24 protein-coding genes are annotated in these 26,209 nt (G+C 65.1%); 13 read left to right on the plus strand and 11 right to left on the minus strand.

The window, feature by feature from the left end:
* Together MJ956_RS06480 and rpoZ are read right to left on the minus strand one after the other, a co-directional pair.
* Window positions 1-533: HD domain-containing protein (locus MJ956_RS06480; RefSeq protein ID WP_253963665.1), on the minus strand; the 533-nt coding region annotated here is incomplete at its 3' end.
* 109 nt (window positions 534-642) lie between these two features.
* Window positions 643-1,053, minus strand: coding sequence for a DNA-directed RNA polymerase subunit omega (gene rpoZ / locus MJ956_RS06485; protein WP_253963666.1), 411 nt, complete (start codon window positions 1,051-1,053; stop codon window positions 643-645).
* Between the two features lie 255 nt (window positions 1,054-1,308).
* Between rpoZ and MJ956_RS06490 the strand changes: the two genes are divergently transcribed.
* Both MJ956_RS06490 and MJ956_RS06495 read left to right on the plus strand, forming a co-directional pair.
* The gene (locus MJ956_RS06490; RefSeq protein WP_253963667.1) at window positions 1,309-1,905 is read left to right on the plus strand and encodes a LabA-like NYN domain-containing protein; all 597 of its coding nucleotides are present in this window, start codon (window positions 1,309-1,311) and stop codon (window positions 1,903-1,905) included.
* Window positions 1,902-2,594: a uracil-DNA glycosylase gene (locus MJ956_RS06495; RefSeq protein WP_253963668.1), complete on the plus strand. Its 693-nt coding sequence runs from the start codon at window positions 1,902-1,904 to the stop codon at window positions 2,592-2,594. Before MJ956_RS06490 ends, MJ956_RS06495 begins: the two co-directional genes overlap by 4 nt.
* A 37-nt stretch (window positions 2,595-2,631) precedes the next feature.
* Here MJ956_RS06495 and MJ956_RS06500 read toward each other — a convergent pair whose 3' ends face one another.
* The 3 genes from MJ956_RS06500 to dapA form a co-directional block, all read right to left on the minus strand.
* A complete protein-coding gene (locus MJ956_RS06500; RefSeq protein WP_253963669.1) occupies window positions 2,632-3,192 on the minus strand; it encodes a peroxiredoxin in 561 nt (186 codons plus the stop codon).
* 10 nt (window positions 3,193-3,202) lie between these two features.
* Complete coding sequence (smpB, locus tag MJ956_RS06505; RefSeq protein WP_253963670.1) at window positions 3,203-3,676, minus strand: SsrA-binding protein SmpB; 474 nt, start codon at window positions 3,674-3,676, stop codon at window positions 3,203-3,205.
* Between the two features lie 88 nt (window positions 3,677-3,764).
* Window positions 3,765-4,646 (minus strand): 4-hydroxy-tetrahydrodipicolinate synthase, encoded by an 882-nt coding sequence (gene dapA / locus MJ956_RS06510; RefSeq protein ID WP_253963671.1) that lies wholly within the window; start codon window positions 4,644-4,646, stop codon window positions 3,765-3,767.
* Between the two features lie 316 nt (window positions 4,647-4,962).
* Between dapA and MJ956_RS06515 the strand changes: the two genes are divergently transcribed.
* Window positions 4,963-7,143 carry a lytic transglycosylase domain-containing protein gene (locus MJ956_RS06515; RefSeq protein WP_253963672.1) on the plus strand — a complete coding sequence of 727 codons (2,181 nt, stop codon included), beginning with the start codon at window positions 4,963-4,965 and terminating at the stop codon, window positions 7,141-7,143.
* Between the two features lie 577 nt (window positions 7,144-7,720).
* On the opposite strand, the gene MJ956_RS06520 is transcribed toward MJ956_RS06515, so the two are convergent.
* From MJ956_RS06520 to MJ956_RS06530, 3 genes are all read right to left on the minus strand, one after another.
* Window positions 7,721-9,001 carry a porin gene (locus MJ956_RS06520; protein WP_253963673.1) on the minus strand — a complete coding sequence of 427 codons (1,281 nt, stop codon included), beginning with the start codon at window positions 8,999-9,001 and terminating at the stop codon, window positions 7,721-7,723.
* A 318-nt stretch (window positions 9,002-9,319) separates the two neighbouring features.
* Window positions 9,320-11,962: an AAA family ATPase gene (locus MJ956_RS06525; protein ID WP_253963674.1), complete on the minus strand. Its 2,643-nt coding sequence runs from the start codon at window positions 11,960-11,962 to the stop codon at window positions 9,320-9,322.
* A 3-nt stretch (window positions 11,963-11,965) separates the two neighbouring features.
* On the minus strand, window positions 11,966-13,090 hold the full coding sequence (locus MJ956_RS06530; protein WP_253963675.1) for a metallophosphoesterase family protein: 1,125 nt from the start codon (window positions 13,088-13,090) through the stop codon (window positions 11,966-11,968).
* A 206-nt stretch (window positions 13,091-13,296) separates the two neighbouring features.
* Between MJ956_RS06530 and ku the strand changes: the two genes are divergently transcribed.
* The 4 genes from ku to MJ956_RS06550 all read left to right on the plus strand — a co-directional run bounded on the left by ku (window position 13,297) and on the right by MJ956_RS06550 (window position 18,705).
* Window positions 13,297-14,247 (plus strand): non-homologous end joining protein Ku, encoded by a 951-nt coding sequence (ku, locus tag MJ956_RS06535; protein WP_253963676.1) that lies wholly within the window; start codon window positions 13,297-13,299, stop codon window positions 14,245-14,247.
* Between the two features lie 11 nt (window positions 14,248-14,258).
* The gene (gene ligD / locus MJ956_RS06540) at window positions 14,259-16,856 is read left to right on the plus strand and encodes a DNA ligase D (protein ID WP_253963677.1); all 2,598 of its coding nucleotides are present in this window, start codon (window positions 14,259-14,261) and stop codon (window positions 16,854-16,856) included.
* Between the two features lie 72 nt (window positions 16,857-16,928).
* Window positions 16,929-17,465 (plus strand): gamma carbonic anhydrase family protein, encoded by a 537-nt coding sequence (locus MJ956_RS06545; protein WP_253963678.1) that lies wholly within the window; start codon window positions 16,929-16,931, stop codon window positions 17,463-17,465.
* Between the two features lie 124 nt (window positions 17,466-17,589).
* Window positions 17,590-18,705: a pyridoxal phosphate-dependent aminotransferase gene (locus MJ956_RS06550; RefSeq protein WP_253963679.1), complete on the plus strand. Its 1,116-nt coding sequence runs from the start codon at window positions 17,590-17,592 to the stop codon at window positions 18,703-18,705.
* A 21-nt stretch (window positions 18,706-18,726) separates the two neighbouring features.
* On the opposite strand, the gene MJ956_RS06555 is transcribed toward MJ956_RS06550, so the two are convergent.
* The gene (locus MJ956_RS06555) at window positions 18,727-18,999 is read right to left on the minus strand and encodes a sel1 repeat family protein (protein WP_253963680.1); all 273 of its coding nucleotides are present in this window, start codon (window positions 18,997-18,999) and stop codon (window positions 18,727-18,729) included.
* A gap of 364 nt (window positions 19,000-19,363) precedes the next feature.
* Between MJ956_RS06555 and MJ956_RS06560 the strand changes: the two genes are divergently transcribed.
* Together MJ956_RS06560 and MJ956_RS06565 are read left to right on the plus strand one after the other, a co-directional pair.
* Window positions 19,364-19,711 carry a DUF2147 domain-containing protein gene (locus MJ956_RS06560; RefSeq protein ID WP_253963681.1) on the plus strand — a complete coding sequence of 116 codons (348 nt, stop codon included), beginning with the start codon at window positions 19,364-19,366 and terminating at the stop codon, window positions 19,709-19,711.
* Window positions 19,712-19,857: 146 nt separating this feature from the next.
* A complete protein-coding gene (locus MJ956_RS06565) occupies window positions 19,858-20,196 on the plus strand; it encodes a DUF2147 domain-containing protein (RefSeq protein ID WP_253963682.1) in 339 nt (112 codons plus the stop codon).
* A 96-nt stretch (window positions 20,197-20,292) separates the two neighbouring features.
* Here the strand turns inward: MJ956_RS06565 and MJ956_RS06570 are convergent, their stop codons facing one another.
* The gene (locus MJ956_RS06570; RefSeq protein WP_253963683.1) at window positions 20,293-21,006 is read right to left on the minus strand and encodes a glutathione S-transferase N-terminal domain-containing protein; all 714 of its coding nucleotides are present in this window, start codon (window positions 21,004-21,006) and stop codon (window positions 20,293-20,295) included.
* Between the two features lie 181 nt (window positions 21,007-21,187).
* Here MJ956_RS06570 and MJ956_RS06575 point away from each other — a divergent pair, with 181 nt between their 5' ends.
* The 3 genes from MJ956_RS06575 to MJ956_RS06585 are packed head-to-tail and all read left to right on the plus strand — an operon-like array spanning window position 21,188 to window position 23,946.
* Window positions 21,188-21,376: a hypothetical protein gene (locus MJ956_RS06575; protein WP_253963684.1), complete on the plus strand. Its 189-nt coding sequence runs from the start codon at window positions 21,188-21,190 to the stop codon at window positions 21,374-21,376.
* Window positions 21,377-21,421: 45 nt separating this feature from the next.
* On the plus strand, window positions 21,422-22,924 hold the full coding sequence (locus MJ956_RS06580; protein ID WP_253963685.1) for an AMP nucleosidase: 1,503 nt from the start codon (window positions 21,422-21,424) through the stop codon (window positions 22,922-22,924).
* Between the two features lie 23 nt (window positions 22,925-22,947).
* Window positions 22,948-23,946 (plus strand): endonuclease/exonuclease/phosphatase family protein, encoded by a 999-nt coding sequence (locus MJ956_RS06585; protein ID WP_253963686.1) that lies wholly within the window; start codon window positions 22,948-22,950, stop codon window positions 23,944-23,946.
* Between the two features lie 3 nt (window positions 23,947-23,949).
* On the opposite strand, the gene MJ956_RS06590 is transcribed toward MJ956_RS06585, so the two are convergent.
* A complete protein-coding gene (locus tag MJ956_RS06590) occupies window positions 23,950-25,611 on the minus strand; it encodes an electron transfer flavoprotein-ubiquinone oxidoreductase (protein ID WP_253963687.1) in 1,662 nt (553 codons plus the stop codon).
* A gap of 222 nt (window positions 25,612-25,833) precedes the next feature.
* On the opposite strand from MJ956_RS06590, the gene MJ956_RS06595 reads away from it, so the two are divergent.
* Window positions 25,834-26,163 carry a DMT family transporter gene (locus tag MJ956_RS06595; RefSeq protein WP_253963688.1) on the plus strand — a complete coding sequence of 110 codons (330 nt, stop codon included), beginning with the start codon at window positions 25,834-25,836 and terminating at the stop codon, window positions 26,161-26,163.
* The last annotated feature ends 46 nt before the right edge of the window (window positions 26,164-26,209 follow it).

The raw sequence follows: 26,209 nt of genomic DNA on the forward strand, positions 1-26,209 counted from the left end.
TGCTTGAATGCGAGGTTCTCCAATTCCTCGCGCATGTCCTGCATGCCCATGCGCCCGGCCAGCGGCGCATAGATGTCCATCGTCTCCTGGGCGATCCGGGCCCGCTTGTCCGCCGCCATGTGACCGAGGGTGCGCATGTTGTGCAGGCGATCGGCGAGCTTGACCAGCAGGACGCGTATGTCGTCGGCGATGGCGAGCAACAGCTTGCGCAGGTTTTCGGCCTGCGCCGCCTTCTTCGAGACGAGATCGAGGCGCTTCAGCTTGGTCAGGCCTTCGACGAGCTGGCCGATCTTCGGGCCGAAGAGATGATCGATCTCCTTGCGGGTCGCGTCCGTATCCTCGATCGTGTCATGCAGCAACGCGACCGCGACCGTCGCCTCCTCGAGCGGATGCGAGAAGTACGGATCGCCGCTGGCGCGCGTCTGCGCGCCATGCTTCTGCATGGCGTAGACATAGGCGCGGTTGAGAAGCGCTTCATCGAGATCGGGCTTGTAGGCCGCAACCTTCTCGACGAGTTCGTACTGTCGCATCATGGGCTACGGCGACGATCCTAACGTGAAAAGGACGCCTCCCCGATCGGGAAGACGTCCTTTCAATATAGGACTGTTACAGGCTCGGCCGAAAGTGCGGCGCAAACAAAACTCAATAATCGTCCGTGCGCTCCGGCGGAACCAGCCCCTCGATCCCGGCGAGAAGCTCTTCTTCCGACATGTGGTCGAAGGAGACCTGATCGTCGCCCTCCTGCACGCCGGCGGTCTGAGCCGCCAGCGGCTGCCCGGCAATACCGCGCGGCTCCGGCGCCGGCGCCGGCTCCGGCTCGTCCACCACGACATGCTTTTGCAGCGAATGAATCAGATCTTCCTTCAGATCGCCGGGCGACAAGGTCTCCTCCGCGATCTCGCGCAGCGCGACCACCGGATTCTTGTCGTTGTCGCGATCGACGGTGATCGACTGCCCCTGCGAGATCTGGCGCGCCCGGTGGCTGGCGAGCAGAACCAGTTCGAAGCGGTTTTCGACCTTATCGACGCAATCCTCTACGGTGACGCGGGCCATGCCTGTCTCCTGGCTGTACGAATTCGATGAGATTAAGCGGCTCGCATAGACCGTTTGCCGTCGCGGGACAAGGGCTTGTGGAAATACCGTCGCGGTTTTCCGAATCCGACGACGCCCGTTGTGCAGCCGGAGCGCGCCGATTATGGTCGCGCGCAATTCGCCGAACGCCCTGATAACCGTCGCGCGCGCCAGGGTCACGACGACCCGACGATTTTACCATCCTCGATTTAAGCCTTACCGAAAGCGTTATTCCCGATGTTCGATCAACGTGAAAAAATCGCCCTCCTCATCGACGGCGCCAATCTTTATGCCGCTTCCAGAAGTCTCGGCTTCGATATCGATTACAAGAAGATGCTGGTCAGCTTCCAGAAGCGCGGCTATCTCCTGCGCGCTTATTATTATACCGCGCTGATCGAAGACAGCGAGTATTCGTCGATCCGGCCGCTGATCGACTGGCTCGACTATAACGGCTACCGGGTCGTGACCAAGGCCGCCAAGGAGTTCACGGATGCGGCCGGACGGCGCAAGGTCAAGGGCAATATGGATATCGAGCTGGCGATCGATGCCATGGAACTGGCCGATACGGTCGACCACTTCGTTCTGTTCTCGGGCGACGGCGATTTCCGCTCCCTGGTCGAGGCACTGCAGCGCAAGGGCCGCAAGGTCTCGGTGGTCTCCAGCCTGACCACGTCACCGCCGATGATTTCCGACGATCTGCGCCGGCAGGCCGACCATTTCATCGATCTCGCGAGCCTTCGCGCGGAGATTGGCCGCGACCCGGCTGAGCGCGAAAGCCGGATGAACCGTCGCACTGAGATCGACGAAGCCGACCGCTCCGACGAGGACTATTGAGCCGGCCGGTCGCCTTCGCCGGGGAGGCCGCGGCGATATCCCGCCAGCCGTCCGAACCGTCCCGCGACTGCCCGATCTGTCCGCGGCTGGTCGCCTTCCGCCATGAATGGCGTGCCCGCGAGCCCTCCTGGCACAACGCGCCGGTGAAAACGCTCCTGCCCGTTTCCGGCGCAAGCTCCGTTCGCCTGCTCGTCGCTGGACTGGCTCCAGGCGTGCGCGGCGCCAACCGCACCGGGCGCCCGTTTACCGGCGACTATGCCGGCGACCTGCTCTATGCGACCCTGGCACGTTTCGGTTTCGCCAACGACCGGTTCGCGGCGCGCCCCGATGACGGACTTGAGCTGTTCGTGACGGCGATCACCAATGCGGTCCGCTGCGTCCCGCCGCAGAACAAGCCGGTCGGCGCGGAGATCAACCACTGCCGCCCGTTCCTGACCGCGACCATCGCCGACTTTCCCGAACTTCGCGCCATCGTCACGCTCGGTAAGATCGCGCATGAATCGACGGTGCGCGCGCTCGGCGGCCGGCTGGCTGACGCACCATTCAGCCATGGCGGCGAGCACCAGCTCGGCGGCGTCCGGCTGTTTTCGAGCTACCACTGCTCGCGCTACAACACCAACACGCGCCGCTTGACGGAGGACATGTTCGTCGCCGTGTTCGAAAGGGTGCGGGACTATCTGGATGGTTAATGGCTACGCCGGGATAGCATCTGTTCGTCTGTGACTGTCAGCGTCCGGCGGCAAGATACGCGATCACGTCCGCGGCGTTCCGGTCCGGCGGAAACACGGGATAGAAGACTTTCGCGATTCGCCCGTCGTCGATGATCAGCGTGGTCCGCTTCAGGTAGACCCGCCCGCCGAGTTCGAAGGCCGGAAGCCTGAGCGCGTCGCGGAACGCGCCGTGCTCGTCCGACAACAGCGCGAAGGGCAGATGCAGGCGCTCGGCGGCTTCCCGCTGATCGGCGGTCGATTGGCTGGACAGGCCGAACACGGCATCAACGCCAAGCGCGCCCAGTTCGGCGAAATGATCGCGGAACGCGCAGCTTTGCGGCGTGCAGCCGCGCGCCCCGGGCGTCTCGTTCCAGCCTTCCGGCAAGTCGATCCCGGGCTTGCCCGTCATCGGATAGACATAGAGAACGAGGCGACCGCTGATCGCCGACAGATCGATCGTCCGGCCGTCGGTGGCTTCGAGCGGCACCGAGGGGAGTGCCAGACCGGCAAGATGGTCCGCCGCCCCGTCGTCGGCGGGTGACGTCAAGTCGTCGGGAAGCCGCGCCAGCTCAGTCATGGGGACGGCCCTACCCTTCCTTCAAGATCCGCTGTTTCTGCCGGTTCCAGTCGCGTTCCTTGATGGTCTGGCGCTTGTCCGGTGCGTTCTTGCCCTTGGCGAGGGCCAGTTGCAGCTTGGCCACGCCGCGATCGTTGAAATAGATCCGTAGCGGCACGAGCGTCATCCCGTCTTTCTGCACAGCGCTGGCGAGCCGGTTCAGTTGGGCGCGGTGGACGAGCAGCTTGCGGCGGCGTTTCGGCTCGTGATTGAAGCGGTTGGCCTGTAGATATTCCGGCAGGTTGGAGTTGATCAGCCACAACTCCCCGCCTTCCTCGGTGGCATAGGATTCGGCGATCGACGCTCGGCCGGCCCGCAGCGACTTCACTTCCGTACCCGTCAGCGCCAGGCCGGCCTCGAGCGTATCCAGAATCTCGTAATTGTAGCGGGCCTTGCGGTTTTCCGCCGCTACGTTCGAGCCCGTCGTCTTTTTCTTCTTGGCCATCAACCACCTTGCGCACGCCCGATGCGCGCGCCCCTCATACGGCCGATATAGTCACGGGAACGCCCGGGCGCGACGGACGGGCGAGCAATCAGTTCAACAGCCCGGCATGGCGCATGGCCGCGTCGATCGCCTCCTCGGTCTCGCGATCCACCGGCACGAGCGGCGAGCGCAGGCGGTTATCGACCTTGCCAAGCTTGGACAGGGCGTATTTGACGCCGGTCGGATTCGGCTCGAGAAAGAGCGCCTTGTGCAGCGGCATCAGCCGATCCTGCAAGGCAAGCGCGGCCGCGTAATCGCCCGCCTGGCACGCCGCTTGGAAATCGGCGCACAGGCGCGGCGCGACATTCGCCGTCACCGAGATGCAGCCGTGCCCTCCATGCGCGTTGAAGCCGAGCGCGGTGGAATCCTCGCCCGAGAGCTGGATGAACTCCGTGCCACAGGTGATGCGCTGTTCGGAAACGCGGTCGACCTTGGCCGTGGCGTCCTTGACCCCGACGATGTTGGGACAGTCAGCCGCCAGCCGGCCCATCGTTTCCGGGCTCATGTCGATGACCGAGCGGCCAGGAATGTTGTAGATGAGGATCGGCAGGGACACGGCCTCCGCAACCGCGGAAAAATGCGCGTATAGCCCCTTCTGGTTGGGTTTGTTGTAATAGGGCGTGACGACCAGCAGGCCGTCGGCGCCGGCCTGTTCGGCGAACTGCGCCAGATCGATCGATTCCGCGGTATTGTTCGACCCCGCTCCGGCGATGACCGGAACCCGGCGGTTTGTCACCACGACGCAGATCTCGACCACGCGCTTGTGTTCGTCGTGGCTCAGCGTCGGGCTCTCACCGGTCGTGCCAACCGGCACGAGGCCGCTCGAACCTTCCGCGATCTGCCAGTCGACAAAAGCACGGAAAGCCGCTTCGTCGAGCGATCCGTCTGCGGCGAAAGGCGTGATCAGCGCCGGCATCGAACCCTTGAACATGCTTTCCGTCACTCCCACAAAAGTTCTCTCGGCGCCGGCACAGTCCGCCCATGTCGGCTTCCCGCGTCTTTCGGACGATGGCGAGCGACCGCAATCCCGCCCCAGTGCGGTGCTAGAAACGCGGCACCATATTGAAGCGTCGACAGCGAGACAAGCCGAGCCGGAACGCCCTTGCAAGACCGTCTCGACCTCGCCCCGGTAACCGCGCTTTAATCGTGTCCGTGAGAGATTTGCAAACCATTCCGGCCAGCCGACGAGCCGCCGGAACCGGATCGGGCGCCCGACGAGAGGCGCCGAGGACTCCAAAGGGTTGGCCATGACGGCAAAGCTTTACGCCCGACGAATTTTGATCAGCGTTCTGGCCGTCTCGATGCTGCCGGTGCCGGGCCTGGCCGACGAGACGTTCCTGCCGTTGGTAGGCCCCAAGCCGACGGTACGCCCTGTGGAACGCGCCGCCGGCATCGCCATCGATCCCGCTCGTTTCGGCGGGGCCGTACGCGCGCCGATGCCGAACCCGGTCATGCGGCCGGCCGATGCCCCCGCGCTTCCCGTCACCGCCGGCGCCTTCACCGCGTCCATCGCGGCGATGCCGCGGGTGTCTTCGGTTCGGCCGATGCAGGGCGAACTCAAGGACGGGCTCCAGGCGCTGTCCGACCGCGATCCGGTCAAGGCACGGGCGATTCGCGAGGGGATGATGCCCGGTTCCCTGGACCGGGACATTCTGGCCTGGGCGATCGCCCTTCAGGGCGGCAAGGACGTCCCCGCCGTTGAGATCGCGCGCACCGCGACCGATCTCGCCGACTGGCCCGGCATGATCACGCTGAGGATCAACAGCGAAAAGGCGCTCTATAGGGAGCGACCGCCGGCTGGCGACGTCATCCGCGCTTTCGCCGGGGGGCAGCCGGAGAGCCCCGAAGGCACGATGGCGTTGGCCCGAGCCTATCTCGCGGTCGGCGAGGGCGGGCGCGCCAAGAGCCTGATCGCGAAGATCTGGCGGCAAGAGCGGCTCGACAAGGCCCTCGAACGCGCGCTGCTCAGCGACTTTCGGACTTTGCTGTCGCGCGCCGACCACAAATATCGCATGGACAAATTGCTCTATGGCGACCGTGTGAGCGACGCGGGCCGTGTCGCGGGGCTCGCCGGCGCCAAGGAAATCCATGCCGCTCGTGCGGCCGTGATTCGCGGCGAAGGCAATGCGGGGAAACTGCTCGCCGCTGTTCCCAATGCCCAGCGCGCCGATCCCGGCTATCGCTTCGCGTTGGTCGAATACAATCGCAAGAAAGGCAAGATCGACGAGGCGGCCGGTCTTCTGGTGGAAGCGCCACGCGATTCCGCCTCGCTGGTCGATCCGGATGCGTGGTGGAACGAGCGGCGCATCGTCGCCCGCGATCTTCTTGATCTCGGTCAGTCAAAACTCGCTTATAAGGTTGCCAGCAGCCACTCCGCCGAGAGCCCCGGCGAGGCGGTCGAGGCCGAATTCCACGCCGGCTGGATCGCGCTGCGGTTCCTGAACGATCCGCGCACGGCATCCCGGCATTTCGCCAACATCATCCAGCTGTCGAACAAGCCGTTGTCGCTCTCGCGGGGCCATTACTGGCTTGGCCGTGCCGCCGAGGCGGGCGCCGGAGGTAACGCGGCGAACCATTACGCGACGGCCGCACGCTACGGCTCCACCTATTACGGTCAGCTTGCCGCAGCCCGGCTCGGCCGGCAACCGACGGCCATCGCCTTCCCGCGCCCAAGCGACGCCGATCGCCAACGCTTCGAGCAGCGCCGCGCCGTGCGCGCCATCCAGCGCCTGGAGCAGATCGGCTCGGACTGGCGGACCGACAGCCTCTACCGCGCGCTGGCCCGCGAACTCGACAGCCCAGGCGAACTCGCATTGCTGTCGGTCAAGGCCGAACGACGCGGCGATCACGCCTTGGCCCTCCAGATCGGCAAACTCGCCAATTGGCGCGGTGTCGAGGCGCCGGCCCTGGCCTTTCCGGTCGGCGTCATCCCGGCGAGCGCCAACATCTCCTCCGCCGGAAAGGCGCTGGCCTACGCCATCGCCCGCCAGGAGAGCGCGTTCAATCCAAAGGCACGCTCTCCCGCCGGCGCCCTCGGCCTGCTGCAGCTGATGCCGGGAACAGCCAAGAGTGTGGCCCGCAAGGCCGGCCTGCCCTACTCTGCCGAGCGACTGACCAGCGACCCGGGCTACAACGCCACGCTCGGCGCTCGTTTTCTTGGCGAACAGATCGCCGATTTCGGCGGCTCCTACGTCCTGACTTTCGTCGCCTACAACGCCGGGCCAAGGCGGGCGCGCGAATGGATCGAGCGCTTCGGCGACCCCCGCGGCAAACCGCTGGACGAGGTGATCGACTGGGTCGAGCGCATCCCCTTCACCGAGACGCGGGACTACGTCCAGCGCATCATCGAGAATTATCAGGTCTACAAGATGCGGCTCGGCGCGAGCGTCGACGTCGTGCGTGATCTGCGTTTCGGACGGACCGGTTGATACCCGCTCTGGCGCCGCGTTACGCCTGCGTGGACCGTCAGGGCGGCGGCGACCACTGATCGCCCGCGAATTCCCGTCCCGTTCTCGCCCCACCCCCGTGCGCGCTTCCCCCGGCAAGACCGACCGTCGGCTCGATCCAGCGCGCCTTGGCTGACCCGATTGTGATCTGATCGAAATGGCCGATTCGGGGCTCGAATCGCAATCTCTCGATCGCCGGCCCGATTTGGTCGATCCGGATCAGGATGTCCGGCGACCCGTTTCGCGGCTCGTTCAGCCGGGCCGGTACGGTCGCCAAAACTGGCAGCTTGTCGGTCGAGACAGCAGTCGGACGGGGATGAAACTCAGACGCGGCCTATGCGTCGGCGACCGCGTGTTCGGAATGCGGCCGTGACTTCATGGTCCCCGGCGCGACGCTGTCCGCCGGCTGGCTTTTCACTGGCGCTCAGACTGCGGCACCCGGCGGCGGCAACTTCGACCGAGCCAGGCCGCTCCCGTCATCAGCAGCAGGAACTTCCTGAAAAAACGGCATAAAAAAAGCCCGGCGTTCGCGCCGGGCTCTCTAGACGATGTAGCGCTCTTAGAAAGAGCGAACGAAGCGGAGGAAGCCCGCCGTCTGGTCGAGCGAGTTGTCGACGAAGCCGCCCTGACCACTGTAGTCGATGTTGGCGTAAGAGATCTCAGCCAGCATGTCGAAGTTGTTGGTGATCTCGTACTCGACGTTACCGACCAGCTTGTAGTAGTCGCCACTGCCGCGGTTCGTGAAGGTGGTGGCCGTCGTGTAGCGGAAGGTATCGAAGGTCTCGCCGTAGACACCGGAAACCGCGAAGCCGAGCTTGCCGAACGACTGCTTGTAACCAGCACCGATCTGCCACTCGACCGGCAGGGTGCCCGTCAGGAGGTCAAGCTGGGTGCCGAGGGTACGAGCGTTCGAGAACAGGCCGATCGTCGAGTAGCTCGAGGGGTCGAAGGCATAGCTACCCTCAACCTTCAGCTCGGAGTCGGTCATGATCAGGTCCTTGAGGGACAGACCAGCCTTCAGAGCGAAGGCGCCATCATCGGCTACGTTCGGATCGATACCGTTAACGAACGTTGCCGAAGCAGGAACGATCACGCCGAGGTTGTTGATGACGAAGCCCGAACCAGCAGTGAAGGATGCCGGGGTAAGCAGACCACCCCCGACCTGCTCGTCGTACGAACCGGCGTGGTAGATCGAGCCCCAGCCACCGGCATACGCCAAGCGACCGACAACGTCCGGAGCGAAGTCGCCCGTGCCGTCGTCTTCGAGCGACAGAGCAGCCGTGAAGCCGTTCGCCGCATAGGTGTAGGAGACGCGGTTGGTCTGGAAGTCACCGACCGGCAGGTCCGTGTCCGTCAGCAAGCCGTCGCCATCAGTCCAGAGGGTGTCCGTGTAACCCATGGTCAGGCCACCGAGCTGGATGTAACCCTGGTCCATGCGGTACGGCGCATCGACGCTGTAGGCGCCGAAGCTGTTCTGCGCCTGGACGCGAGCGAAAGCGCGCAGGGTGCCGAGCTCGGTCTCTTCGCGAGCGTCGAAGTTCAGGCGAACGCGGACGACGGAGCCGGCCTGGTAGTTGTCGCCTTCGCTGTTGCGAAGGACATCGACGCCGAAGTCGTCTTCAATGCCGCCAGCGACGTTGTACTGGAAACGCACATAACCGCCGATCGACAGGCAGGTCTCGGTGCCCGGGATGTAGTAGAAGCCGGCGCCGTAGACGTCGCAGACGCGGACGTAGTCGGCGGGCTCGGCGGCGACGGGCACGATGACGTCCGCAGCGCGGGCGCCGGAGACTGCGACGAGTGCCGCAGCGGAGCCGAGAAGAAGGCTCTTAATGTTCATGTTCTGACCTCCAGTCAAATTATAGGTTAGGGTTGGGCCTTGTTTATGAAGGACAGCCTTCCCTGCCCCATCCCCTTCTGCGAAAGTCCGAAGCGTTTGCCCCCGCGATCTTTCTGACGCGACATTATCCAGCACCGGATCGGATGCAATCGCCTAATTGCCACAATGGGTCGGATGGGACGCTTTGGACACACCCCTGTTGCGGCGATGCAACTTTTTCGTTTACCCACTATTAAGGAATTGGCGAAAACAGCCAAAAATGAGGGCTAAACGGCCCTCACAGACGCCGAAGCGGCCGACGTGGCCCTTTTGCAGGCCTCAGATTCGAAAGAGCGGCGCCCCCAGTCCGCGAAAATCGCGTTCGCGGCAGGTCAGAACGATGATCTGCAGCTCCGCCGCAGCCTTTTGCAACACGAGATGCATGCGCTCCAGGCGTTTTTCGTCCGTGTTGACCAGCGCATCGTCGAGAATCACCGTCGCCGGGTGGCCACCCTTCTTCAGCACCTGCGCCAGCGCGATTCGGGTGACCACGGCCACTTGCTCGCGCGCGCCGGCTGAAAGGCGTTGGAAATTTTCCTCGACCCCGGCGCGATGCAGTCCCCGAATCTCCAGGGTCGCCTCGTCGAGCTCGATGTCGGTTCCCGGGTGGATCAGCCGCAGATAGGGAGCCACCTGGGTCTTGATCGGCCCCAGCCAGTGTTCGCGCGCCTCGCGCTGGGCCGTCAGCAGCGTCCCATGCAGCAGTTTCGAAGCCTCGGCCTCGAGCCGGAGGCGGCCGAGCCGCCGCTCGAGGACGGTGACCTCGCCCGCCATCCGATCGATGTCCTCGCCAAGCGCCGTCAGTCCATGTCCGCCGAGTTCGCCTTCCAGCGCTGCCGCTTCCTCGCGCAGGGCCACGACTTGGCGGCGAATCTCGACCAGGGCCCGGCGCTTGGATTGAAGCGTCAACGCGACGGTTTCGGGATCGACGCCCGCCAATTCGCGCTCACGCTGTTCGAGCACCACGGCCTTCGCGGTCCGCTCGACCTCGGCGGCCGCGAGATCTTCCGCCAGCGCCGCCCGGCTCCGCTTCGTTTCGGCCTCGAGATGCTCGCGACGCAGCCGCTCGGCCTCCGTCTGGCGAAACCCCGCCTCACCCTCCGCCGTCGCCACTTTGGCGGCAGACGCGGCCGCGCGCCGGCGCATAGCGTCGAGCTCGGCATCCGCGGCCTCCAGCAGAGCCCTCGCGACCCGCCGAGCGGCCCGACTGTCCGATGGATCGGCCGCCGCCCCGTTCCCCTCGGCGAGTGCCCCCATCGCCGCGCGCCGCTCGGCGATCTCGCCTTCGCGAAGCTCGAGAGCCGCAGTCGCCTCCGGCAGGCCTTCGGGCAGGATGGCACCGAGCCGTGCCTTCAAGGTGTCCGTCGCGATTCGCCGCTCCTCGGCGGCCTGAACGCGCCGGCGCGCCTCCTCCAGCGAGGGAACCCCGCGCCGGGAGAGCAGCGCGGCGAATGCGGCCTCCGCCGTCGCGGCATCGCGGGCCACGGCCCCCGCATCGGCGCCGGGCTCGATGAAGATCCGGCCGAAACCTTCCAGATCGAAGACGGTGCGGCCGGTGATATCGACCGCCCCTTCGGTCGCCACCGCCTCGCCCGTCGCATCCAACACGGCCTGACCGGCCGAGGGTGCAAACCGGAGCTTTGGCGCGGCGACAGACAGCCGGATCGCCGCCTCGCGGCGCGATTGCTCCGCCGCCTCGATCGCCGCCAGAGCCTTTTGATCGAGGCCGGCCCCGCTCGCGGCCCGGCGCAACTCGGCCAACTGCTCTTCGATCTCGCGCGCGGTTTCGATCCGCTTGCGGGCCTTGGCCACCTCTTCCTGCTTGCGGGACAATTCGGCCCGAAGCTGAATGGCCTCGTCCGCCGCTTCCGCCCGATCGGCGGCGGCCTTGGCTTCGGCCCGCCGCGCTTCGAGCCGCGTCACCTGCGCGCGCTCTTCGGCCTCGCGCGCACGCAAATCATCGAGCGAAGCGGCGATCGCCTCGGCAGCCTGCGATGCGCTCGCGCTGGCCTCGACCAGCTTTTCGCGCTGGCGCAGGATTTCGGCGGCGCCGTCGCGTTTGGCAAGCGCGTGGCGAAGCTCGCGCTCGGCCTCGCCGCGTTCCCGGTCGAGAGTCTCTGCGTCCCGGGCAGCGGCCTCCGCCGCCTCGACCGCGGCTTCCGCCTTCGCGATCGCCTCGTCGCGCTCGTAGGACAGAAGCGTTTCGCGCCGGCGCCGCAGCCGGTCGAGCTTCTCGTCATAATCGGCCCGAAGGGCCAGCTTGGCCGTGAGCTCGGTGGTAAGCGCCTCAAGGCGCTCCTCGGCCACGCGGATCGGTGAGGCCGCCGCAACGCGCAGCGTGTCGGTGAAGAAGCGATCCCGGAGTGCCTTGGTCGCGGCGACCAGCGAGCGGCCGCGCTCACCGCCGAGAATCTGGCCGACCTCTCCCTCCAGCGAGGCCGTCACGGCGTCCTTGCCGACGCCGATATCGAGACCGCCGGTCGAGCGCCCCTGCTCGACCCACAAGAGGCCGAACGCGCCCTGATGCTCGCCGAGCTTGGAATCGCCGCGGCCGGGATGGGAAAAACGGAACATTTCGGCCAGACGCTCTTCCACCGCGTCGCCGGACAGGCTTCCGCCCGGCCAGGACAGATCGGCCGACGGACGCTGAACGAATGCCTTGCGGAGCGTATAGGCGGTGCCGTCGACATCGAATTCTACCACGACCTCCGGCCGCGCCTGTCGATTGTACGGCGCCAGCATCTTCACCGCCTCGCCGCCGGCGCGATGCTTCTGGAAAAAGGCCGCCCGGAGCGCGGTCAACAGCGTCGATTTGCCGGCTTCGTTGTCGCCGACCACGACATTGAGCCCGGGCTCGAAGCGCGGTAGATCGACCGAGCCGACACCGGCGAAATCCGTCAGTTTCAGCGATCTTAGATACATCGCTCAGCCGTTTCCCGAAGCCAGACGCCGGTGTTCGACATAGGCCATCCGCAGCGCCAGCTGAGCCGCCGCGCGCTCGGGATCCTGCGGGTCGGCCGCCTTCGCCCGCAGCCGTTCGATCGCGACGCGCACGAATCCGCCGACATCGATTTGGTCAAGATCTTCCTCGTCCGGTTCGTCCAGGAGACCCTCGTCCGACAGGCGCAGATCGAACAATCGCGCACGCCAGCCCGCAAGCGTCTCGTCGAGCCGAACCCGCTCACGCAGCGACAGACTACCGGACAGCGTCAGATCGAGCAGCGTCTCGCCGGGCCGGGCCAACGCCGCGAGCGCATCGTCGAGCGCGCCGATCTCACCATCAAGGCGCACGTCCATCGACCGCCAGTCGAAGCGCGCGGTGCGGACCCGCTCGATCCGCGGCGCGACGCCCGGCGCGTCGATCTCCGCGATCGCCACATGTCCCGGCGCGTTGGCGGGGTAGCGATCGGGCTCCGGGGTCCCGGCATAGACGCTGCGCGGCGCTATCTCGACGAAGCCGTGCCAATCGCCGAGCGCCAGATAGTCGAGCCTTGCCCTGTCGGCCCTGTCGTCGGCGATCGGATTGCCGGCTTCGGCCTTTTCCGGCAACCGGTTGAGCACCGCGCCATGGGCCAGCCCCACCCGGACGGCGTTTGCCGACGTTTCGGCATGATCGAACCATTCGGTCAGATCCGCTCCCTCGCGGCGGCGGGTCAGCGGCGCCGGCAAGATGACGAGCGCCCCGTCCTTCAGAACCACCGGTTCGGGGCGGTCGGCGATGATCATCTTCGCTTTGGTTGTCAGCTTGCGCAGACGCGTCCACACCGACACGCTCAGCGCGGCGTCGTGATTGCCAGGCAGCATCACCCAGGGACCACGATAGGCGGCCATGGCATCGAGCGTGCGGTGAATGTCGCGATCAAGGACGTCGTTGCTGTCGAAGGCGTCGCCCGCGACGAGCACCGCGTCGCACCCGCGGTCTTCGGCCAGCGCGGCGATGCGGGCGACGGCGCTGAACCGTTCGTCGCGCAGTCGATAGCGCTGTTCGGGCTCGAAAGTGCCGAACGGCTTGCCGATCTGCCAGTCGGCGGTGTGAAGGATCCGGATCAAGGGCGGCGCCTTGGCTGATTCATCATTCGCCCCTGCTTAACCGCGCACATGTCCTTGGCAAGAGGGGACGAACAGCGCGCCGTTTTTCCAACGCTTCGAGGAAACCAGCCGGGCGACGCGGGAATGCTCTTGCCGCGCCGGAACGACTCGGCCCTGCTCGCCGTTCTGTCTCCCGTAGCGGCAGTCATCGCGTTCGGAGTTAAGAAATGGCGCCACGTCCCATCTGGAAAGGGCAGATACGTCTGTCGCTCGTCTCGATTCCCGTCGAGATGTTTTCGGCCACCCAGTCGGGCGCGTCGATCAGCTTCCGCCAGATCCACCGCGAGAGCGGCAAGCGGGTGCATTACGACAAGGTCGTCGAGGGGATCGGACCAATCGACAAGGACGAGATCGTCAAAGGCTACGAAATCGGCAAGGACGAATATGTTCTCCTGACCAACGAGGAGATCGAGGACGTCAAGCTGGAAACGAAAAAGACGCTTGAGCTCGTTCAGTTCGTCGATACCTGCTCGATCCCGCCGCTTTATTTCGACAAGCCCTATTACGTCGTGCCGCAGGACGAACTCGCCGAGGATGCGTTCCGGGTGGTGCGCGATGCGCTGCGCCAATCGCAGAAGACCGGGCTCGGCCAGCTTTCGCTGCGCGGCAAGGAATATCTTGTCGCGCTGCGCCCGTGTGGCAACGGCCTCCTGCTCGAGACGCTGCACTACGAGGACGAGGTCCGTAAATCCGATTCGATCTTCTCCGACATCTCCGACGCGGAGACCGACGAAGACCTGCTCGACGTCGCCACCCAGCTCATCGCCAAGAAATCCGCGCCCTTCGACGCATCCGCTTTCAAGAACCACTACACCGACGCGCTGAAGAAGCTGATCGCAGAGAAGCGGAAGAAGGGCGGCAAGGCGACGATAGCGGTCGAAGCCGACGAGCCGGCGCCGTCCAACAAGGGCAGCAACGTCGTCGACCTGATGGCGACGTTGAAAAAGAGCCTCGAGGGCGACGGTGGCTCCGCCGGGTCGAAGGCTGGCGCGGCGGAAAATCGCAAGCCATCCGCCAAGGCACGGACCACGAAGTCTCGCGCCGCCACGTCGGGCAAATCCGCGAAGAGCGCCAAGCCGGCGACCAAGGCCCCGCCCAGCCGGCGCAAGAGCGCCTGACGGTCGATGCAATGGCAGCAAAGGGCGACGATCTCCTCGGCACCTACCGCCAGAAGCGCGATTTTTCCAAGACCCGCGAGCCCGCCGGATCGTCGGCGCCGCACACCGGCGATAGCGCCTTGTTCTTCTGCGTGCAGAAGCACGACGCGACGCGGCTCCACTACGATTTCCGCATCGAATGGGACGGCGTCCTGAAAAGCTGGGCTGTGACCAAGGGGCCGAGCCTCGACCCCGCCGACAAGCGCCTGGCAGTCCGGACCGAGGATCACCCGATGGACTACGGGACCTTCGAGGGCACCATCCCCAAGGGCCAATATGGCGGCGGCACCGTCATGCTATGGGACCAGGGTTCGTGGGAGCCACTGGAGGACCCCGAAAAGGGTTTCGAGAAGGGCAGCCTGAAGATGCGCCTTGCCGGCGAGCGGATGCGGGGCAACTGGGCGCTGGTGCGCATGAAGCCGCGTGGCAAGGAGACGCGCGAGAACTGGCTGCTGATCAAGGAAAAGGACGAGGCGGTGGACCGGCGCCGCAACCTTCTCAGCGCCGACAAGAGCGTCAAGACCGGCCGCACCATGGCGGCGATCGCCGAGGGTGACGAAAGCTGGGCCGAAACCCGGCGGCCGGGCGAGCCCGCCGCCAAGTCCAGCCGAACCGGGACCAAGAAGCCGGCCAAGGCAAAGGGGGGAGACGGATCCACCGCCTCGCTGCCGCTGCCGCGTTTCCATCCCCCGCAACTGGCCACGCTGGTCGACGCCGCGCCCGAGGGCGATGGATGGCTGCACGAGATGAAATATGATGGCTACCGCATTCTTATCGGAGTCGGCCGCGGCGAGGTGCGGTGCTGGACGCGCAACGAAAAGGACTGGACCGATAAGTTCGGGCAGGTTGCCGAGGCGGCAGGGCGGCTCGGTTGCGGCAACGCCCTGATCGACGGCGAGATCGTCGCCTTCGATGACAACGGCAAGACCGATTTCTCGACGCTGCAGCGGCACCTCAGCGAGGGCGGCCCCCTCGCCTGCTTCTGCTTCGACCTTCTGCGCCTGGACGGCAAGGATCTGACCAAACGGCCCCTCACCGAGCGCAAGGCCGCCTTGAAGGCGCTGTTGGACGGGGCAGGCTCCGAAGTCTTTCTCTACAGCGAGCATGTGACCGGCAATGGCGCCGCGGTGTTTCAGAAGATTTGCGGGGCCGGTCACGAAGGCATCGTCTCCAAGCGCGCCGACGCGCCCTACCGGTCCGGACGCGGCAAGTCCTGGCTGAAGGTCAAATGCACCCGCCGGCAGGAATTCGTCATCGGCGGCTGGTCGCCATCGGACAAGAAGGGTCGCGCCTTCTCATCGATCCTTGTCGGCGTCATGGAGGACGGCAGCCTGCGCTATCGCGGCCGCGTCGGCTCCGGCTTTGACCAACAGACACTGGCGGATCTCGCGAAGCGTTTCGACGCCCTCGCACGCAAGACCTCCCCCTTCGATACCCTGCCGAGGGATGTCGAGCGCGACGCCCGCTTCGTCACGCCCACGCTGGTGGCGGAGATCGACTTCGCCGAATTCACCGCCGACGGCCATATCCGTCACGGCGTATTCAAGGGCTTGCGCGACGACAAGGAGGCCAAGGCCGTGACCGACGAGCTTCCCAGGCAGATGAAATCCGCGGGCGCGAAGCCGGGGAACGCGGAAAGGAGCACGGGAAGCCCATCCGCCTCCCGACGCTCCGGCGACGCTCCCGTCACCGTCGCCGGCGTCCGCCTCACCAGCCCGGGCCGCGTGGTCTACGACAGTCAGGGCGTCACCAAGCTCGATCTGGCGCGTTACTATGAAGCAGCAGCGGACCGCATGCTCGACCATGCCGGCAATCGCCCGGTCTCGCTGGTGCGGTGTCCGCAGGGCCGCAACAAGCACTGCTTTTTCCAGAAGCACGACACCGGCGGCTTCCCGGATGCGGTGAAGACGGTAGCGGTCGCCGAAAAGGATGGCGGAACGGCCGACTATCTGACCCTGCCGGACGCCGCCGCGCTGGTCGGCGCGGTGCAGATGGGCACGCTGGAATTCCACATCTGGGGCGCGCGCAACGATCGGCTGGAAAAGCCCGACCGGCTGGTCTTCGACCTCGACCCGGATGAAGGCCTGGGCTTCGCCGACGTGAAGACGGCGGCCTTCGACCTTCGCGACCGACTTGCCGAGCTCGGACTTCAAAGCTTCGCCATGGTCACCGGCGGCAAGGGCGTGCATGTCGTCGTGCCGCTCGAACGGCGGCAGGACTGGGCGGATCTGAAGACCTTCGCCAAGGATTTCTCCGCGCGGCAGGCCGGCGCCGAACCGGAACGCTTCGTTGCCACCATGGCCAAGGCCAAGCGCAAGGGCCGGATCTTCATCGACTGGCTGCGCAACGAGCGCGGCGCGACGGCGATCGCTCCCTACTCCACGCGCGCGCGCGCGGGGGCGCCTGTGGCGACACCGGTCGGCTGGGACGAGCTGGAAACGCTTGATCGCGCCAGCGGCTTCGACATCGAGGCGGTGCTACAGCGGCTACAAGAAGACGATCCGTGGTCGGACTATGGCGCCGTGCGCCAGTCGATCACCAAGGCGATGCTTAAGGCAGCCGCCGGCTGACCGCTCTGCGAACCGCTTGATTCCCGCCCCCGCCTGACGCAATTTCGCCGCCGCAACCGGAGGAATTTGCTGATGCCCCTTTACGCGCTCGACGGCGATCGCCCTGAACCCTCACCCGGAGGCGAATTTTTCGTCGCGCCCGGCGCCCATGTCATCGGGCGGGTGCGCCTCGGCAAGAACGCCAATGTCTGGTTCGGCTCTGTGCTGCGCGGCGACAATGAATGGATGACGATCGGCGAGAACACCAACATCCAGGACAATTGCACCCTGCATAGCGATCCCGGCTTTCCCCTGACCATCGGTGCCGGCTGCACGATCGGCCACGGCGCCATCGTCCATGGCTGCACCATCGGCGAGAATTCACTCATCGGCATGGGCGCGACGGTCCTCAACGGCGCCCGGATCGGCAAGAACTCGATCGTCGGCGCGAATGCGCTGGTGACCGAGGGCAAGGAGTTTCCGGACAATTCCCTGATCGTCGGCGCGCCTGCCAAGGTGGCGCGCACGCTCGATGACGCCGCGGCCGCCGGGCTCAAGGCCGCCGCCGAGCACTATGTCGCCAACGCACGACGCTTCGCCAAGGGACTCGAGCGTGTCGATCCCGAATGAGACCGGGACACCGTCGCAAGGTCAGACCGATCGACAGGCTTCCGCCGCGTTGAATCTAAACCACAGCGACGTCCCGTAGCCGATTGATTCTGCTCGTTGCCGTCAGCGCCTGATCCGGATCGCCATGCCACTTTTCACCCGCCTCGCCCGGTCGCTTCCCGCTACCATCCCCTTCGTCGGCCCGGAGGCGATCGAGCGGCGCACCGGTGTGCCGTTCCGAGCGAGGCTGGGCGCCAACGAGAGCGTTTTCGGCCCGTCGCCGAACGCGATTGCCGCAATGGCCGAGGCCGCACGCGATGCCTGGGCTTACGGCGATCCGGAAAACCATGAGCTGAAGCGGGCAATCGCCGACCATCTCGGCATCGGCTTCGACAATGTGACGGTCGGCGAAGGCATCGACGGGCTGCTCGGCTATCTGGTGCGGCTCACCTGCGCGCCAGGCGACGTCGTGGTGACGTCACGCGGCGCCTATCCGACCTTCAACTTTCACGCGACCGGCTATGGCGCGTCGGTCGACTTTGTCCCCTACCGGTCGGATGATCGCGAGGACATCGACGGCCTGATCGAGCGGGCGAAGGCGCTACGCCCGAAGCTCGTCTATTTCGCCAACCCGGACAACCCGACCGGCTCCTGGCACGAGGCTGAGGCTGTCGAGCGGCTGATCGCGGAAATCCCCGAGGACACAATCCTCGTTCTCGACGAGGCGTATGGCGATCTCGCACCGGCGGCAACGCTGCCGCCGATCACCCTGATGCGGCCCAATCTTCTCCGGTTTCGCACCTTCTCCAAGGCTTACGGCATGGCCGGCATGCGGATCGCCTATGCGATCGGCGAGCCAAACACCGTCGTTCAGTTCGACAAGGTCCGCAATCATTTCGGCGTGTCGCGCGTGGCGCAGGCCGGGGCGCTGGCGGCCATAAAGGATCAGGATTATCTGCGCGCGGTGATCGCGCGGATCACGGCGGCGAGGCACCGGCTGACCGATATCGCCCTCACGGCCGGGCTGACGCCCCTTCCCTCGGCCACCAATTTCGTCGCCATCGACTGCGGCGGCGACGGCGATTATGCCCGTGCGCTGCTCGAGGCGGTGATCCGCCGCGGCGTGTTCATCCGGATGCCGGGTGTGGCGCCGCTCGACCGCATGATCCGCGTCACGGTCGGACGGGACGAGGATCTGGCGCTGTTCGCGACGGCCCTTGCCGGCGCGATCGAGGAAATCGGCGCGCCAAAGGCCGAGTGACGTCCCGGCCGGCGTCGGAACTCAGTGCAGGATCAACCACTCGCGCGCGGCGCGCAACGCGGCCGCGATTTCTGACTTCGACATCTGCCCGGCGATATCCTGGCGATGGAAGGCGGCGTTCTCGGCGCCCTTGCGGTCGGCCAGGTTGAAATACATGTGGGCGGCGACGAAATCGACGGCGCCATCGCGGCCCGAGGCTGCCCGCATGCCAAGGTCGACGAGGAGGTCGGCGTCGACGAACGCGGCGCCGTTGACCGTCGGTTCGGAATAGTTCTGGAAGTCGATGCGAGCCATTTTCTTTGCGTCCCTGTCACTATTGATCGGGCTGTTGTCCGATGGCGTCAGAATGACCGGCACGACTGAAAAGGCGATTAAAGTTCGAGCTTAATTAGACTTAAACATCGCCGATGGAAAAACCCCGCCTTGATCCGGCAACACCCTGAAGGAAATGGATTATCTCGAAAATCGACCCAGATCGCGTCGACCCTGGCTTTACTGAAAGCTAACCGCGTTCCCACAAGCGCCCGCACTGGAGCCGCGCTCCCGGCTCTTTCTCCGACATGAGATCGCTTGCGATTTCCCGCAATTCAATTACGCTTACGTCAAGGGAATATACCGGGCGTCGGTCTGTCGTCCGTCGTTTCGATGGGAGGAAGATATGAGACGAGTATTGCTTGCGGCCGCGTGCTTCGGCCTTGCCATGACTGGCGCGGCCCATGCGGATCCGATCGAGGGAAAATGGCGGATGCCCTCCGGCTATGACGCCAGGATCGCGCCCTGCGGCAGCGCCTTTTGCCTGACCTACACGAACGGCCCCCACAAGGGCAAAACATTCGGGCAGATGCAGCCCCAGGGCGGCGGCCAATATGCCGGCTCGGTGACCGACTACACCAAGGGCGGCAAGCAATATTCCGGCAAGGGCAGCCTCTCCGGCAACACGCTGTCGATTTCGGGGTGCGTCCTCGGCGGCCTATTCTGCCGGTCGCAGAGCCTCAGCCGTCTCTGACGGCGGCCGGTTGCGGGAGCGTCCCATGGCTGGGGGATGCGGTGGTTCGGGCTATGTGGGCTGGCGCGCCGTGGCCGGCGACACCGTGCTGCCCAAATCCGGCGGTACCGTTCGACCTGGGACATCCCAGCGAACAGGAACAGATTATGCGCCAGCTACTTCTTGCCCTCACGACCATCGCCGCCATCACGTCGCCGACGCTTTCGGCCGAGCCGATCGTCGGGAAGTGGCGCGCGCCGGGTGGCGGCATCGTCAGGGTGAGTTCTTGTGGCGATGCCTATTGCGCTCAGGTCATCACCGGTGAGCACAAGGGCAAGGCGGTCGGGCAGATGACCGGCGCGGGCCAGGAATACACTGGCACCGTCACCGATCCGCGCGAGGATCGGACCTATAGCGGCAAGGCGCGCGTCGAGGGCGGACAGCTGGAGCTCACCGGCTGCGCGTTGAAGATCTTCTGCAAGACGCAGATCTGGGTCCGCGTCTAGAGCACCGCCTCGGCTTTTCATGAACCGACCCGCCACAGTTTGCGGGTCGGGCGTCCGTCCGACCGCGAATAACCGCCGCGTCCCTGGCGCTCCGCGTCAGGCGCGGGCGCGCTGACCGAACAGGACGCTCTGGGCGTTGCTGTCGGTCGCCAGATTCATCTTCTCGCGCTCGGCCTTCCCGATTTCCAGCCCCTTGGAAACCGCCGGTCGCGATCTGACGGCATCGAACCAGCGCCGCAGATTGGAAAATTCCTCCAGATCCTGGCCCTGGTTCTTGTAAGGGACGACCCAGCCGATCGCCGCCATGTCGGCGATCGAGTAGTCCGCCCCGCCGAGATATTCACTGTCCTTCAGGCGCCGGTTCATGACGCCGTAGAGCCGGTTGACCTCGTTGGTGTAGCGGTCGATGCCATAGGCGATCTGCTCGGGCGCGTAATTGCGGAAATGATGGGCCTGGCCCGCCATCGGCCCGAGGCCGCCGACCTGCCAGAACAGCCATTCCTCGACGGCGACCCGGGCCCGCTCCTCGGTCGGATAGAAGCGCCCGAACTTGCGCCCGAGATATTGCAGGATCGCGCCGGATTCGAACACCGAGATCGGCTCGCCATCCGGCCCCTCCGGATCGACGATCGCGGGCATCCGGTTGTTCGGGGAAATCGCCAGGAATTCCGGCTTGAACTGGTCGCCCGCGCCGATATTGACGTATTCGATATCGTAGGGAACGCCGAGTTCCTCCAGCATGATAGAGATTTTCCAGCCGTTCGGCGTCGGCCAGTAATACAGCTTGATCGGATCGGTCTGCGTCGGCATCGAGAAAATCCCTGTCATCCGGGTTGGCGTTACCACCGACCTAGGGCCGCAACGACAAAGCGCAAAGCCGTGTCTCCCCGACGCAGCGTTCATCATCGGCGCCTTCTCGGGCGACACCGCTTCAGCTCCGGTTCAGGCAACCCGTGCAAATAAAGGAGAAATCGTTTAGGACGACGCCATGATGACGCGATTGACAATCATCACCGCGCTGATCGCGCTCTTTGGGGTGAGCTTCAGCTTTCTGGCGCAGAACGCCGTCAAACGCCCCGGCAGCGCCTTTGCCTCCGTTGCGGGAAGCGATTGCGGTTACCGGATCGGGATCGTCTGCCCGATCGAGCGCGATCCGGTCACGACGCGGGCGAAATTTTAAGCCCGCTCGTCTTCTCCGCGCCATGCGGGCCAGCTACACAAGGGAATGACCAAGCCCTTTCCCTTGCCGACCGATCCCGATTACCAGAGCCCCGAGCCGGCCCGGTCGCGGCCCTTCCACGACGCCGGCGAGGCCGTGTCCGAACTCACCCGGCTCTACGAACGGTCGGTCGCGTTTTTGTCCGACACATTCGATGGCGTTCTGCAAAAGGGCTTCGGGGGCAAGCGCTACCGCGCCTATTATCCTGAAATCTCGCTGATTACCGCGACTCATGCCAGGGTCGATTCCAGGCTCGCCTTCGGCCATGTGCCGCGGCCGGGCCGCTATGCCGCGACGATCACCCGGCCCGATCTGTTCGAGCGCTATCTCGTCGAGCAGATCGATCTCTTGATCCGCAATCACGGTCAGCCCGTGACGATCGGCGATTCCACCACGCCGATTCCGCTGCATTTCGCCTTTGGTGAAGGATCCTACGTAGACGGAGGGCTGGCCGAGAAACTCGACCGTCCCTTGCGCGATATCTTCGACGTGCCTGACCTTGAGGCGACCGACGACCGGATCGTCAACGGCAATTTCGAGCCGCGCGATGGCGAAGCGCTGCCTCTCGCGCCGTTCACCGCCCAACGGGTCGACTATTCGCTGCACCGGCTGTCGCACTACACCGCGACCAGGCCGGAGCATTTTCAGAATTTCGTGCTGTTCACCAACTACCAGTTCTATGTGGACGAGTTCTGCATGCTGGCGCGGGAAATGATGGCGGAAGGCGGCGCCGGCTACACCAACTTCGTCGAGCCGGGCAACGTCGTTACCCCGGCGGGCACGCGCGAGCCGAACGAGGGCATGGCGCCGCTCCGGCTGCCGCAGATGCCGGCCTATCATCTGAAGCGCGAGGACGGCCATGGCATCACCATGGTCAATATTGGCGTAGGCCCTTCCAACGCCAAGACGATCACCGACCATATTGCGGTCTTGCGGCCGCACGCCTGGCTGATGCTCGGCCATTGCGCGGGACTGCGCAACAGCCAGGAGCTCGGCGACTATGTGCTAGCCCACGCCTATGTCCGCGAGGACCACGTCCTCGACGCCGACCTGCCGCTATGGGTGCCGATCCCGGCGCTGGCAGAGGTGCAGGTCGCGCTGGAACATGCCGTGGAGGAGATTACCGGCCTCTCCGGCTACGAGCTGAAGAAGATCATGCGGACCGGGACGGTCGCGACCATCGACAACCGCAACTGGGAACTGCGCGACCAGAAGGAACCGGTGGAACGGCTGTCGCAGTCGCGCGCCATCGCCCTCGACATGGAATCGGCGACGATCGCGGCGAACGGTTTTCGTTTCCGGGTTCCCTACGGCACCCTTCTCTGCGTCTCCGACAAGCCGCTGCATGGCGAGCTGAAACTGCCGGGGATGGCGACGGAATTCTACAAGCGTCAGGTCTCGCAGCATCTCAGGATCGGTATGCGCGCGCTCGAACTGATGTCGGAACTACCCTCAGAACGGGTGCATTCGCGCAAGCTGCGCTCGTTTTTCGAGACCGCGTTCCAGTAGAGTCGATCTATGGCCGAGCCGGTATGTTTCTGAGCCGTTTGCGCCCCGCTGCGCGTGCGCTCCTAGCAGTGCTGGTGCTCCTGCCGGCGACCGCTGTCGTTGCGGGCTTTTTCGGCCGATGGATCGAACCATTCGACAGTCTCGCGCATTTCCGGGCGCATCTGGCCATCCTGCTCCTGCCTACGACGCTCGCGGCAGTGGCCCTGCGGCGTCCGTTTCCGGCGATCCTCGGCCTCGCCTGCATGGCGCTCGCCGGCGCCACGACCTGGCGCTACATGCTGCCGGCGCCGGCGGCGATGGCCGCCCACGGCACCGCGCCGCACTATCGCCTGCTACAGATGAACCTTCGCTTCGACGCTGTGGACAAGGCGGCGGCCGTGCGACGCATCGGCGAGGTCGAACCCGACGTCGTCACCCTGCAGGAGGTGACGGACGAATGGCGAAAACTTCTCGACACGCTTCAGGATCGCTACCCGTACCGCTACTATTGCAGCGGCGCCCGCAGCTTATTCTACAGCGCCATCTTGTCGCGGCGCCCTTTCGCCGACGGCGACGCAGGAGGCATCTGCCTTCCCGAGCAGGGCTTCGTGGCGCGCTCGGTCGACTTCAACGGCGTGTCGGTCGCGGTCGCATCGATGCATCTCGATTGGCCGTGGCCGCACGGGCACTGGAGCCAGGTCCGCGCGCTGGAGCCGGTATTGGATCAGATGCCCTCGCCGCTGGTGCTCGCCGGCGACTTCAACGCCGCTCCCTGGAGCGCGGCGGTGAGCAGCATCGCCGAGGCCAGCGGAACGAAACCCGCCATGGGCATTGGACCGACCTGGATCCACAGGACCTTGCCGCGCGCGACCGCCCCCTACGTCGGACTGCCCATAGATACCATCCTCCATTCGGCGGAAATCGACTCCATGATTGTCAAGCGGCTGCAAGCCACGACCTCGGACCATCTGCCCCTGCTGGCGAGGGTCGCCCTCCCCGGCGATCGATCCACGCCGGCCATGACAGTCGCCCATCGCCGATAAGTCTCACATCACCTGATAGACCGGCCCCTCGCCGCCCTGGGGCGGGACCCAGTTGATGTTCTGGTTCGGATCCTTGATGTCGCAGGTCTTGCAGTGGACGCAGTTCTGGGCGTTGATGACGAATTTTTCGGCACCGTTCTCCTCGACCCATTCATAGACGCCGGCCGGGCAATAGCGCTGCGACGGGCCGGCATAGACCGCCCATTCGGACGAGTGCTGCAGCGCCGGGTCCTTCACCTGAAGATGGACCGGCTGGTCCTCCTCGTGATTTGTGTTGGACAGATAGACCGAGGAGACCTTGTCGAAGGTCAGGACGCCATCGGGTTTGGGATAGGCAATCTTTTCGTGCTTGTCCGCCGGTTCCAGGCAGGCGTAATCCGGCTTGCCGTGCTTCTGCGTGCCAAACAGGGAAAAGCCGAAGAGCGAATTCGTCCACATGTCGAGACCGCCGAGCGCGATGCCGAGCATCGTGCCGTATTTCGACCAGAGCGGCTTGACGTTCCGGACCGGCTTCAGGTCCTTGCCGATCGGTGAGGTCCGCCACTCGTCCTCGTAGGCCGCCAGCCGGTCATGCGAACGGCCCGCCTTGATCGCCTCGGCCGCCTTTTCCGCCGCCAGCATGCCGGAAGTCATGGCATTGTGGGCGCCCTTGATGCGCGGCACGTTGACGAAGCCGGCCGAGCAACCGATCAGCGCGCCGCCCGGAAATACCAGCTTCGGCACCGACTGCCAGCCGCCCTCGGTGATCGCGCGGGCGCCATAGGCGATGCGCTTGCCGCCTTCGAGCAACTCGGCAACGTCGGGATGGGTCTTGAAGCGCTGGAATTCGTCGAACGGCGAGAGATAGGGGTTCTTGTAGTTCAGATGGACGACGAAGCCGACATAAACCTGGTTGTCGCCGAGATGATAGAGGAAGGAGCCGCCGCCGGTGCTTCCGTCAAGCGGCCAGCCGAAGGAGTGCTGGACGCGGCCGGGTTTCGACTTCGACGGCTCGATTTCCCACAGTTCCTTGAGGCCGATGCCGAACTTCGGCGGCTCCCGTCCTTCGTCGAGCCCATAGGCCCTGATCAACTGCTTGGCGAGAGACCCCCGGACGCCCTCGCCGATCATCACGTATTTGCCGAGCAGAGCCATGCCGCGCTGGTAGCTCGGTCCCTGGTCGCCTTCACGCCTCACGCCCATGTCGCCGGTTGCCACGCCGATCACCGCGTTCGACTCGTCGTAGAGAATCTCCGAGGCGGCGAAGCCGGGATAGATCTCGACGCCGAGCGCCTCGGCCTTTTCCGCCATCCATTTGCAGACCAGCCCGAGCGAGACGACGAAATTGCCGTGATTGCCCATCAGCTTCGGCATCAGGAAATTCGGCAGTCTGACCGAGCCTTGCGGGCCGTAGAAATAGAACCGGTCGTCGGTCACTTCGGTCTTGATCGGCGTTTCTTCCTGCCGCCATTCCGGCAGCAGGCGATCCAGCGCCGACGGGTCGAGAACGTTGCCGGAAAGGATGTGCGCGCCGACTTCCGCGCCCTTTTCCAGCACCACCACCGTCAGGTCCGGATCGATCTGCTTCAGGCGGATGGCCGCCGCCAGGCCGGCAGGACCGGCCCCGACGATGACCACGTCGAACTCCATCGATTCGCGCTCGGGCAGAGTCTCGGCTTCACTCATCATCTCATTCCTTGTCCGGCTCCCGCCAATCGACCCGGCTGCATGGTCCGCGACCGCGCGCATGCGCTAGATTAGCGCTCGCGCGTATCCGGACGAGTTCTATCGTGATCGACCCTGACGTCAATCCAGCGATGCGAAGCCGTATCGGGCCGCGCCCCACTGCTTGACCGAAGCGCGCGGGGCGGTGCTAGAAAGGGGTGGCGGGACGCATGGGGGACAGATTTGAACTTTCTTTATCTGAGCGTTGCGATCGTCTGCGAGATCATCGGGACGACGGCCCTGAAATCGTCCTTCGGCTTCACCCGCCTCGCGCCGTCGCTGGTGACGGTCGGCGCTTATGTGCTGGCCTTTTACTTCCTGTCGCTGCCGCTTCGCACCCTGCCGGTCGGCATCGTCTATGCCATCTGGTCGGGTACCGGAATCGTACTGTTGGCTTTCGTCGACCTGTTCTGGTTCAAGCTGTCGATCGACGCCGCCGGCTTTGTCGGAATCGCCCTGATCCTCGCGGGGGTATTGGTGATCAACCTGTTTTCCCAAACTGTCGGGCACTGAGACAATGATCGTCGGACGGCGCGACGCTGTCGCGCCGAGCGCCCGA

Origin of the sequence: Aurantimonas marianensis (assembly GCF_024195285.1) — a bacterium.
Taxonomy (GTDB): domain Bacteria; phylum Pseudomonadota; class Alphaproteobacteria; order Rhizobiales; family Rhizobiaceae; genus Aurantimonas; species Aurantimonas marianensis.